This is a genomic window from Vibrio sp. 16, from assembly GCF_963681195.1.
GTDB classification, from domain to species: domain Bacteria; phylum Pseudomonadota; class Gammaproteobacteria; order Enterobacterales; family Vibrionaceae; genus Vibrio; species Vibrio sinaloensis_D.
In genome coordinates this window covers 1268103-1279743 of record NZ_OY808997.1, presented here as the reverse complement: position 1 = coordinate 1279743, position 11641 = coordinate 1268103, and the positions used below count along the sequence as shown (strand labels likewise).

Annotated in this window: 11 protein-coding genes; 5 read left to right on the top strand and 6 right to left on the bottom strand. The window is 47.7% G+C overall.

Annotated features, from left to right (window positions below; translation table 11 throughout):
• Positions 1–95: 95 nt before the first annotated feature.
• On the bottom strand, positions 96–797 hold the full coding sequence (locus tag U9J37_RS05665) for a DNA-3-methyladenine glycosylase I (RefSeq protein ID WP_005474079.1): 702 nt from the start codon (positions 795–797) through the stop codon (positions 96–98).
• Between the two features lie 129 nt (positions 798–926).
• Here U9J37_RS05665 and U9J37_RS05660 point away from each other — a divergent pair, with 129 nt between their 5' ends.
• Complete coding sequence (locus tag U9J37_RS05660; RefSeq protein ID WP_005474100.1) at positions 927–1097, top strand: hypothetical protein; 171 nt, start codon at positions 927–929, stop codon at positions 1095–1097.
• A gap of 47 nt (positions 1098–1144) precedes the next feature.
• On the opposite strand, the gene U9J37_RS05655 is transcribed toward U9J37_RS05660, so the two are convergent.
• Positions 1145–1744, bottom strand: a complete 600-nt coding sequence (locus U9J37_RS05655) for a thiol:disulfide interchange protein DsbA/DsbL (RefSeq protein ID WP_005474127.1) — start codon at positions 1742–1744, stop codon at positions 1145–1147.
• 487 nt (positions 1745–2231) lie between these two features.
• Positions 2232–3308, bottom strand: coding sequence for a helix-turn-helix domain-containing protein (locus U9J37_RS05650; protein ID WP_005474102.1), 1077 nt, complete (start codon positions 3306–3308; stop codon positions 2232–2234).
• Positions 3309–3505: 197 nt separating this feature from the next.
• On the opposite strand from U9J37_RS05650, the gene U9J37_RS05645 reads away from it, so the two are divergent.
• Positions 3506–3838: a DUF805 domain-containing protein gene (locus tag U9J37_RS05645; protein WP_043887178.1), complete on the top strand. Its 333-nt coding sequence runs from the start codon at positions 3506–3508 to the stop codon at positions 3836–3838.
• Positions 3835–4317, top strand: a complete 483-nt coding sequence (locus tag U9J37_RS05640) for a hypothetical protein (RefSeq protein WP_005474077.1) — start codon at positions 3835–3837, stop codon at positions 4315–4317. Before U9J37_RS05645 ends, U9J37_RS05640 begins: the two co-directional genes overlap by 4 nt.
• Before the next feature lie 27 nt (positions 4318–4344).
• On the opposite strand, the gene U9J37_RS05635 is transcribed toward U9J37_RS05640, so the two are convergent.
• Together U9J37_RS05635 and U9J37_RS05630 are read right to left on the bottom strand one after the other, a co-directional pair.
• On the bottom strand, positions 4345–5193 hold the full coding sequence (locus tag U9J37_RS05635; RefSeq protein WP_005474136.1) for a sterol desaturase family protein: 849 nt from the start codon (positions 5191–5193) through the stop codon (positions 4345–4347).
• Between the two features lie 12 nt (positions 5194–5205).
• Positions 5206–6225, bottom strand: a complete 1020-nt coding sequence (locus tag U9J37_RS05630) for a DUF2804 domain-containing protein (RefSeq protein ID WP_005474041.1) — start codon at positions 6223–6225, stop codon at positions 5206–5208.
• 130 nt (positions 6226–6355) lie between these two features.
• On the opposite strand from U9J37_RS05630, the gene U9J37_RS05625 reads away from it, so the two are divergent.
• Together U9J37_RS05625 and U9J37_RS05620 are read left to right on the top strand one after the other, a co-directional pair.
• Positions 6356–7441, top strand: coding sequence for an AraC family transcriptional regulator (locus U9J37_RS05625; protein WP_005474047.1), 1086 nt, complete (start codon positions 6356–6358; stop codon positions 7439–7441).
• A 147-nt stretch (positions 7442–7588) separates the two neighbouring features.
• A complete protein-coding gene (locus U9J37_RS05620; RefSeq protein ID WP_005474084.1) occupies positions 7589–8764 on the top strand; it encodes a lytic polysaccharide monooxygenase in 1176 nt (391 codons plus the stop codon).
• A 59-nt stretch (positions 8765–8823) separates the two neighbouring features.
• Here the strand turns inward: U9J37_RS05620 and U9J37_RS05615 are convergent, their stop codons facing one another.
• A complete protein-coding gene (locus tag U9J37_RS05615; protein ID WP_005474120.1) occupies positions 8824–11634 on the bottom strand; it encodes an Hsp70 family protein in 2811 nt (936 codons plus the stop codon).
• Positions 11635–11641 lie beyond the last annotated feature (7 nt).

Genomic DNA, 11641 nt, shown 5'->3' with positions numbered 1-11641 from the left:
ACTCAATATGTGGGTAACGGTTCAGCTTACAGCTATGCTCAATTGAAGAAATTGTTGGTTGTAATTTGAAGTAAGCTGAATGACCGGGAGTTGGGCTATTCAATCGGACTCTGGACGCGATTGTCTCCACCGCTAAAGGCGATCACTTGGCTAATATGAGTCAGACTGCGGCCACTCTCTTTCTGCCAGTGAGCAAAGGCTTGATTAACAGAATCCAGTGAGCGTTTGGTGTCTCTGCCGCCTTCAATCACTTTGTTACTGCGTAGGTATGCCTCAACATCCTTAGACAAGATAAATGTGTCCACGCCCAGTTGCCTAAGACTGTAAGGCCCTGTGTTTCCGCCTAGTCGTTGTCCCTGTTTTTTCAAGTAGGACCATAGACCCGTGATGTCATCATCTGGCCAGTTGGCGACCATCTGACCAAAGCTGCCATGCTTCAGTGAAGCTTCATAGATCATTTGCGCGTTGGCGCGTATCGATTTGACTTTGGTATGGTGGCGGATAATTCGGGTATCGGCTGCTTTGTCGTCCCACTGTTCGTCTGACATCATCAGCAAGGGTTCTATTTTGAAACCAAAAAACACCTCTTCAAACTGAGGCCATTTGTTACGTACCACTTTCCACGATATGCCACTTTGAAAGACCTTCATACTAAACGCAGACAGCCAGCGGTCATTAGGGATTGACGCAATTGCTTCCTTGCTTAATGGCGTCGCAAGTATGGATTCAAGCTGTTTGACGCCGCCTTTTCGCTTGGCGGCGCGTTGATAGATGTCGGCAAATTTCTCTAAAGCCAATGTGATGACTCCTTGTAATGTTTATCTTTCTTCCCGTCTTAACCGAGTCAAGACACGAATTAACGACTCAATGACATTCTAAGGCGTGGCAAACATAAAGTCAGTGACCTAAACGTAAGGAGTAAAAAGATGAAGAAAACCTGTATTGCGTTGTGCTTTGCTGCAATGCTTGCTGGCTGCCAGATCACTAGCGTGGAAGGCGAGTACAGAGATGTGGAAGTCAAACTGAAAAATAAAGAGTCTTCGACAAGTGGTGATCGTTTCTGTCCTCCTGGGCAAGCGAAAAAGGGCAATTGCTAGATTAAAAAAGGCCAGCGTGATGCTGGCCTTGTTGATTGGTTTGGTTGCTACAGGGTCAGTAAGTAGTTAACCAGTTGGTTGTACTCTTCAAAAGAACGGATTTGGTCCGCTTTGACGATGTATTTGTCGTTTACCACAACGCCAGGAACGCCGGTTAAGGTGCTCTGCTTAAATTGCTTATCGAAGCTTCGCTGCATAGAGCTTACGACAAAGCTGTTGTACGCAGAGTCAAACTTTGCGCCATCGATACCGTTGTCGATAAAGACTTGGCGCAACTGCGCTTCATCTTTTGGTGCGCTGCGCAGGTCATGAATTTGCTTAAACATCGCTGGCACCATCGTCTTCTCTGCATTCAATGCCACCATGGTCGCGTATGACTTTGCCATTGGAACTGCCATGTTGCCTCCCATAAAAGCGACGTGCACTTTTTCAAATGTGGTACCATCTGGCAGTGAGGCTTTTAGGTTGTCAATCACAGGTTCAAACTTGTAACAGTGGGGGCAGTAGAACGAAAAATACTCAGTGACTTTCGGCTTGGAAGCCTTCTCTCCGGATAAAACCGTGTAGTGTGTCCCTTCTTCAAATTGTGCCGCGTGTACATTTAGCGCGAGCAATAGCGTAGAAAATAGTGCAAATAACGTCTTCATTGCATAATCCTAAATTAAGTGAATCAAATAGTACTGCAGCATCAGGCCGCAGGGTGTTTGCGAAATTTAGGACGTAATAATAGGAGGGCGAAACAGTGTTTGAATTCGTGTTATCGCTTTTTGATTATCATCTTGGCCAATAAGGGCGAGTGATGAAAGCGGTAAAGAATGGGTACTAATGCAGTGGGCGCAAGGCATTTTAAGCAAGCAAATAGACGCGCAGCATTGATGGTTGCTGGTGCTAGTAGGTTCGTGCTGAGTACACTCCAAGTTATGTATTGGCGCAATCACACTTAGCAGGTTACCAGCATGAGGGTTAAGCGGCCAATGATGTTCCTCAGCTTGCACACTCACCGCTACGCAGGTAAAAAACAGCGCAAATACAGCTAAAAAGGTAATACAAAACTGGCGTTGAACTGGCAATAACCCATCCTCAAAATACATCGCCGCTAGCTTAACTGATTTAAAACTAAATAAAAACGTTCTGTTAACCGTTATTTGTTGCATCCGTTTTTACCGCGCGATGTTCTTTGCGATATTGACTCGGTGACATGCCGCTGACGCGCGAAAACTCTCGGTTGAAATTTGATTTAGTCTGAAAGCCACTGCTGAGTGATATCTGGGTGATGCTGTCTTTGGTTTCTACCAGTGCTTTCTGGGCGTGTTGGATCCGATATTCGTTAATGAGTTTGGATATATTGCGTTGATGGACTTGGTTAACGGCGATGGAGATCTGTTTTGCTGGGTAACCAAGCTTTCTCGACAACTTGGAAAGCGTCAGTTCAGGATCAAGGTAGCTTGATTTACGACGCATGTTGTCGTCGAGTGCTTGGATGATCTCTTTTGCAGTTGACTCGAGTAGGGGTGTTTCTACTCCAGCTGATGGCTGCATTCTGCTAGTGGTACAAGGTTCCTTTGACAGCGACGTGTCTGACACCTCCTCTTGTATCGGCGTGTGGATAGCGGCGGTGACGACCGCCAGTGACAGGATCGGTAAAAGCAGTAAGTGAGCGGTGGTTAAAATGTAGATGGCGTAGGAGCCTTGATTGAGGGCGAAATCAACCGATATGCCAATGTCGATGACTGCCGATAAGAGCAGAGCGGTTGCAGCGATTCGTTGGGATTTTTGGACTGATTCCCAGTGACCTAAAGAGACATTGAGCATCGCATTACGAAGCTGCGATTGTCGCAACAGAGCGAAACCGTAACCAAGGTAGATGAGCGTTAAGATTAAGTCGACGGAAACCATCAGCCAATCTTGGATCAGTAAGCTAACGATGACGACAAGCGGACTGAACAAGTGAGTGTGGACTCGGCTCTTTTCCCCAATATGAGCAAAGGTAATCCACGCAGATACGGGAATTAAACATGCCAATACGGGTTGTACATAGTGGAAAACTGGGAACGGGAAAGACCACCTTAGCCCCACGACAATTGTCGTGACGCAGCAGAGCAATAAAAACCCACAAGCGCCCTTCGTTTGCTGTGAATCTCGCATATATAAGGTAATGGCGAACAGTCCAAACAGCATGGAGACAACGAATGGGACGGGAATGGCTAACATTTCTCTTTCCTTGATTTTATGGAAACGTTTCTTGGTAGTTACCTTGTACTGACAAGCTCTTAGGATAATCAAACCCTTGTCCAATAAACAGTCTGCGACGGACGAAAATCGGTTTTAGAACGTCCTAGAACGGGTTTTAGGACGCATGCTCATCGTTATTTTCCTACTGTGTTCTTTGACAAACTAAGGAGGACACGATGTCTTATTATTTTCTGGCATGGAAACACGCATTTCAGTTTGATGGCCGTGCATCTCGTTATGCATTTTGGTCTTTTATCGGGGTACACATAGCGGTGACTCTGCTATGCATTACATGGGATGTGATCACGGCTGCAACAATTGGGGCGGACCTTATTTATGGCGTTGTCAGTCTTGTGCCGATGATTTCTATCGCTGTACGTCGTTTACACGACATTGAGCATAGTGGCTGGTGGGGATGGGTATTTCTTGTCCCGGTCATTGGTCCAATTTGGCTAATTTACTTACTCGCAAAACCCGGCGTTGGCTTAGCGCTTGAGGAGGCGGTATGAAAATCTGGATCATATTTGGACTGCTACTCAGTTGTTCTAGTTATGCCGTTGCTAAGCATCATCCTGAGATACCCAACGATGCCATCGGAGTCTTGACCGTGGAGTCAACCACACAAGGTGAGTTGCTTTGGATAAAAGGGAGAGTAGGCAGCGGTCAATACATCAGCATTGATCAACAGGGTCGTCATTGTTCGTTGGAGGTCCCCGTAGCAATCGGTGAGGTCGGCGATGCAGATATTGGTATCGAATGGGCCAAGGGATTAACGATGATTATCACCAGCCAAGCGTTAAGTGATGCGCTCAACCAAGGAAAAAGAGTTAACAGCGCCGATTGGCGAATCTCCTACGTGACAGAAGCTAGGCAAGCCGATGCTCGAGTCGTGAGCGGCATTACCGCAGATGAAGGATTTATCCTTAACTCGAGAAGGCGTTGGATCTCTTGGTTACTGGATGACCGACCAGCGCCTATCTGTTGGTAATATATTCGGGCCGCCGAACCTGATCATTTAGTCCTTGGGAGGCGAAAACAGTACGCTGAGTCTTTGCTTAACAGAGAGTGGTTTGCCAAATGCGGCAGACCACATCTCTTTCCATTCATGGAATGTGACTGTGATTGGATTGAAGCTGTTTACGGGTGTTGTGATACCGTAACGAACAGGCTCAGCTTCTGGCTCAAAGGTGCCAAACAGTTTGTCCCAGATGATCAGCACTCCGGCGTAGTTCTTGTCGATGTATTGTGGGTTGGTACCGTGATGAACACGATGGTGAGAAGGCGTGTTAAAGATGAACTCCAAAGGACCTAAGGTTCTAATCCACTGGGTATGGACGAAAAACTGCAATCCAAGGTTGAGTAATACAACGAAGATGACCCACTTTGGCTCGAAACCGATGATTACAAGCGGCACCCAAAACAGCCACATTCCCGCGAGCGGGTACATCAAACTTTGGCGAAATGCGGTACTGAAGTTCATGTTCTCAGAGCTATGGTGGGCGACATGGGCTGCCCACATCCAGCGAACTCGATGGCTTGCTCGATGAAACCAGTAGTAGCAAAAATCTTGCAATATCATTAGTGCGAGGAAGCTAAGCGCCGTCATCGAAATATCAAACAAGCGCCAATCAAATAACCAAAGATATAGATTGGCGATAACTAATCCGGTAAGCAGATCGGCTATTTGGTGCATTCCTGCCAACGTAAAGTTACATAGTGTTTCTGGTAATGAATAGCGTGAGTTTTCTGGCAGTTTTTGCCTGCGTTGCCCCAGCCAATATTCTGCAAGCATACAAAGAACAAATATAGGTGCGAGAACGATCAACAGCCATTCTGGGTGATTGACTAAACTATCGACGGTCATTTTTACTTCCTCCTACCAACGCGCAAAATGGTCTTCCGTTAGCCCCAACACATTATTGAGTGTATGAACTTGACCACTGTTATCTGTGAGCGTGCCTGAAAAGCGACCGATGAACTGACGAAAGTTACTTTTGAGCAGCCAAAGGTTTAGCTTCTCACTGCGTTTGTTTTTCGGTGTAAATAGCAGATCGACTTCTCCTGATTCTGAAAACAGTCGCCAATCACCGTGAGGAGACATTCGTTGAAACTCAAAGTGGACTGGACCGAGTAAGTGTCGTTGACCGTTGACCCACATAGCGTTTTCGCAGCTGCCTGTTTCGTTAACGCCCGCCGCGAGGTTTAGGCCAAGTGTAGCGCCAGCACTTTGTGTGCTGATGCTAGCCCAGCGCCAACTCGTTTCTCGACGCATATAACCCGCCGAAAAATCATAACCCGCTAAGGCGCTATCAAGCTTGATTGGTAATCCGTTGATAGTGAGCTCTCCTGTCACACTCAGGGCATTGTGTTTCGCTGTATACGTCCAACCTGAATAGCCTGTTGGCGTGCACATTGACAGTGGCTTGCTGTCTGGTGGGGCGGTTAAAGAGAGGCTAGCTTGGATGGCAGAGGTGTTGATTGAAACCTGCCAACTGGCGTCAAGAATGTGAAATTGGATTCGCTTTCCGGCAATCCAACTGGTGCCTTGGTACGGGGAATCAGACATTTGCTTATCAAAGTGAAGAGGTCGAAGCCAGTTTTCTTCGACCATTCTGTCTTCACTAAGGTCGTAAACGTAGCAAAATGCTGATCCAAGATAGCGGATATCAGCGATAGCCACGCCGATCACAAAGTGGTCGACAAACACGCTGACAAATTGAAATTGCTTGTAGGCAAAGTGTTTGCTGAGCGATCCGACGGGTTTATCCATGTCATTCAGGCGTTCATAGTGCTCAAGCCCCAACTTTTTCGGGATACCGTTGATTTGACCAAATAGAGGACGACCATCCTTATTGATCAACGTCTCTGGGGCCGGAAAAAGATGATGGTCTCGCATGGGTTGATTTTAACCTTTTGTTCACATTTCTATTATTCTTGCTTGAAACTTGCCTTTTTGTTAGGTCATATTCGGACATTAAAGTCATCTTGATCACTTTAATTCAACTTGATGCCTAAGGAGACATGTCTTGCAACTGATCGCCCAGTATCTCGCGATGGATCACCGCAGCCAGCTCGGTACATTGGATATTGCCTTGTTAGTTCGGGCTTTGGAGTCAAAAGGCGCTGACCTTCCATCGTTGTTGGCGCAGCAAGGTATTGCTGAATACGAGTGGAGCCGAAGTGAGTCGACATTAAGCTATACAGACAAGCTCAAATTGTTTCACGCGGCAGTGCAATTGTACCCAAACGAGGGGCTAGGATTGCTTGCGGGTAGACAAATGGATTTACATCAGTTCGGCGTTCTTGGCTATGCGATTCGAACCAGCCCCTCAGTGTTGGATGCAGTGAAAACTGGCTTTAAATATTTGAGGTTGAATGGCCCACTATTTACAGTGCGATTGACTGTAGATGGCGAACGCGCGGCGCTGCAGATAGAAGAGGCGGTCGACATTAGTGAGTTGCTGCCATTTTGCTGTGAGTTTTTTCTCGCCGCAGTCGTGTCGATATATCGCCAACTTACGGGACAGGCAATGCCACTGATCCAACTCTCCTTGCCGTATTCCTCCCCGATCTATTGCCATCAGTATCGGTCAGTGTTTGATTGCGCTGTGCATTTTAACCAAGCAAGCATTGAACTGATTTTTCCGCGCTCAGCGCTTGAGTTGCCAGTTGCTCAATATGATGCGGTGGCTTTGAGACACTCATTGCGCTCTTGTCAGTCAATTGTTGAGACACTTGAATCACCTCAGTCGCTTGTTCAACAGATCAAATCTCGCTTTTATCAACAGCCAATGATGCTGCCGTCTTTAGAAGAGCTTGCTCAAGATTATGGCTGTTCTTCTCGGACGATGAGGCGAGAGCTTGCCAAGTACGGTGTCACGTATCAAGCGATTCGCAATGAAGTCATGGCCAGCTTGGCGACCGAGCTACTACTGCAAACGGAACTCACCGTGGAAGAGATTGGCTATCGATTAGGGTATAGCGATGTCGCCAATTTTCGCCGTGCATTTCGAACCATGACCAAACTTACGCCTTCGAGTCTGCGTAGTACCCACGTGCAAGGGGAGGCAGGCTTTGAAGTGACTCGAAAAGATTTTTTACGTGCTACTTAACATGACAAAAATGTTGGAAAGCAAACGATGCTCTAACAAAGTTTGATATTAATTCGCCAGATAAATAAAAGCAGCCTGCTAGTTTTGTGTTGTCCATAGTTAACTACTTGTTTTTGAGTAGATTGTCAGCACATTTAAGGATGAATTATGAAATCGAAGTTAAATATCGCACTGTTGAGCCTAGGGGTGTCCTCTGCGCTTTTCTCGTTCAATGTTCACGCTCACGGCTGGGTGGAGTTTCCGAATGCCCGTCAAAACATTTGTTATGAAGATGGCGGGTTCTGGACCAATGAAATTCCAAATTCAGCATGTCAGGCAGCGTTTAATGAGTCTGGCGCGTATCCCTTCGTCCAGCGAAGTGAGGTTGCCGCAAACGTACCTAACTATCGCGATATGGCCCATGTTAAAGCGATCGTTCCAGATGGCCAGTTATGTTCAGCGGGCGATGCAGCAAAGAAAGGGTTAAGTATTCCGTCGACGCAGTGGCAGCGCACGAATGTCAATCCGGATGAAAACAACCAGATTGAATTGGTCTTTTTTGGCAAAGCGCCTCACAACCCGTCTTACTGGGAGTTTTACTTAACCAAACCGAGCTACGATGAAACGCAACCTTTAACGTGGGATGATTTAGAACTGATAGACACAGCGGGTGATGTGCCTGTCGATGCTGAGAAGCGCTACCGAATGAAGGTCACGTTTCCTGCAGACCGTTCAGGTGATGCGATTCTTTATACGCGTTGGCAACGTATTGATGTGGCCGGGGAAGGTTTTTACAACTGTAGTGACATTACATTGAGAGGAAATGTCACCACGCCGCCAACGAACCCCGGTGAGCCAACAGATCCAGGTAATAATCTAACGACTCTAGGCTATTTTGTTCCTCAAGGCTTTGGGCCTGTAGAAGCTGGCGACACTGTGCGTTTCCGCACCTTTGATGCGTCTGGTCAGGAAATTGTTGATATCAATCACCCGATTAGTGCCAACAATACAAACACATGGGCGGCAGAGCTGGCGGATCAATTTAACTCGCAGCAAACGGGCGATTGGTATGTGGGTATTTGGCATCAAGAGATGAACCACTATATGTTCGACTCATCAAATATTCACGCTAATCAAGTACTAGCACCAAATGGAACATACAGCTATGCACTGTCATTGGTTAAAGCGGATGTACCGCCGGTTGAGCCGGTCAATCAGTGGAAAAAGGATGCGGTTTACACTCAAGGCGACACCGTGACTCATAACGGTAAAGAGTGGACGGCGCAGTGGTGGACCACAGGAGAGGAGCCTGGAACCACGGGAGAGTGGGGTGTGTGGCGCTAATACTAGACGTCAGTGACCATTAAAAAAACTGCCAGCATTGCTGGCAGTTTTTGGTTAGATTAATGGTTAACGAGCGTTAGTCCACTCGGCAGTGCATCACCAAAGATGCGCTTCGACTCGCTCTCAGACAGTTCTTTGACTTCCTCAACCAGTGATACCCAAGATTCCGGCACCTTGCTTTGCTTCAGCTTGGTGAGAACTTGTTCACGGTAGTCGTCTGAGATGTCGAATAGGCGATCGCCCGTCTTACGACATATCATTACGGCTGCGAAGGCGATCATTGGTTCTTTTTGCCAGTTCTGCTCTATCAGCTTAGGCAACCACTGTTCCGCTTGTTCACGAGGAACGACGTTATGCTGACTGCCATACAAAGGCGTACGTGATGCCAAGCGACCCATTGCCCACCAGTGTGCTTGCTCGAACTGGTTATGGTTGATGGCTTTGCTCAAGAACCACGTTGCCAATAGAACTTTGTCTTCGACTTCTAGATGTTCCAAAGAAGCAGATAGGCGCACCATCGACTCGTAACCCATATCTTGTGCCGCTTTGGCCGATTGAGGATTTTTTATCGCACCAGGGTGTAGGTATTTTGCGATGTCGGCTAAGATGGTCTCTTGCTGCTCTTGGCTCAAGCCACCTGCGATACGACGCCAGAATACCCACCAATCTGTCCAGCCTTGATGGTTTTTAAACTGAATACCTTGCTGATAAAGCCCCCATACCTGCTCGATACGCCATGAATCCGTGGCATCACCAAATCCCGGTCTTAAAGAGAAGCCAGCCAAACGCAGCCAGTTTTTCTCGTGTGGTTCGGAACGACGGCGACGCTTGCGACCCTGCGCAAACGCATCAAATAGTTGACGTAAGGTTGTGAAATCCCATTCATCGCGCTTGCCAAGTTTTTTCTCAAGATCTTTAGCTAAGGTTTTGATCTCTTTACCATCAGCGCTTTTTTTATTGCCACTGTAGATTCGACCGATCAGTTCCTTACACTCATTGAGGCGAGGGTGCAGTTCAACCTGATCGCCTTCCTCGGTTTGCTTATTACGAACTTCGAATTCAAGTTCCCAACGTTTGCTGTCTTCTTCTGCACTGACACATTCCATCTTAAGCGTGCCGACTTCGGTCAACTGACACGCAAGTTGTACTTCTACACGCTCTTTCTGGTTGGCTTGCAGTTCGGCACCTTCACCTTCAAGGGTGGTGATATAAGGCGGTAGAGGAGCAAACAAGTCAGGGTCAACGTCCACCATTACGCCGTTTTGAATGGCAGTGTTATTGGTTAAGGTGTCGTGGGTAGACGTCAGCAGGTCAAAGCGAACGGGTTCACCTAGGGTAAGCGAGAAGCGACGACCACTTAAGCGGATCTCGTGACCTTCTTCTGTGCCTTTTGCGAGCAAACAGAGCGCTTTACCCATCTTGTTCTTCTCTTGAAGGTGCAAGAAGTAAGAACGCGCTGCGCCACCGCCAATTTTAAGTTGTGCACCACGACGTGCTTTACCAAATGCAACGGCACCCAATGCAACCGACCAATCTGGATGTGGGTTATCTAATACCGTAACTGGAGCACCGCGCCAATCGGAGAGTAGGGTAGTGACACGTTCTGTCACAAGCTCACTGTTGAACACACCACCGTTGAGTAGCAAACCGACTGGAATGGCATTTTGTTTGTCGTCATCAATGCCAAGAGCGGCACGAGAGACTTGCTGATGCGTCGTTAAGAACTCGGCAACGTGTTTGCTCACTGCTGGGTCAGCAACGTATGGAAGACCAAACTCAACAACGGCGCTGCGGCGTTTGTCTGGCACTTCACTGAAATCAGAAAGCGGGAAGAAGCCATCTAAAGCGATTTGGTGCACTTCTTGTTTACTCAGCCCAATACTCTTTGTGCCACCAAGAAGTTTCGAGCCGCTGCCCAGCATGGTGATTTTTACTTCTTCAGGTGCATTCACTGAAAGCAGGTTTTCTTTCGCCTTACGAGTTTGCTGAATCAGCTTAGTCAGGCTTGCAGCAGTGAGCTTCTTACTTTGATTGAAGCGGCTTTCCGCAAGGTGCGCGAGTGCTAAGTCGAGGTTGTCACCGCCCAGCATCAAGTGCTCGCCAACGCCAATACGATCAAGGGCTAGTTCATCTTGAGAGGAGAAACTGGCTTCAATCAAGCTCAAGTCGGTAGTACCACCGCCCACATCGCACACCAGAATCAGCGGTAACTCTTTGAGTTCATCAGCTGCGGTTTGCTGGTGGCGTGCGTACCAGTCGTAACATACGGCTTGTGGTTCTTCGAGCAGGACGATTTTCTTTAAACCCGCCAGCTCAGCGGCTTCAAGCGTGAGTTTACGAGCGGTTTCATCGAACGACGCTGGAACGGTCACAACCACTTCTTGGTCTTCTAGCTTATTGCTAGGGTGACGGTAGTTCCATGCTTGACGAATGTGGTTGAGGTAGCTTGCGCTGGCAATAACGGGTGAGACTTTGTCCACGTCTTGCGCGCCAGCCCAAGGAAGAATGTCTGAGCTACGATCTACTGCTTGGTGCGATAGCCAGCTTTTAGCACTGGATACCTGACGTCCTTCCACCTTAGCGCCTAATTCACGAGCCCATTCACCCACGATCACATTACTAATGTCGCCGGAAACAGGTTCGTTTTCCCAAGGGAGTGTCAGGTCAGAAGGGGAGATTTGACCAACCGCTGGGTGATAGCGGAAAGAGGGCAGTAATGGTTTACGAACCACTTCACCCGGACCAATCAATTGGTCGATGTCGAATAGGGATACTTCGGATTGTTCAAGGTTGTCGGTGATTTCACAGTACGCCACCACAGTGTTTGTGGTGCCAAGGTCAATACCAACAAGAAAACGAGGAGATGCCATACAAACC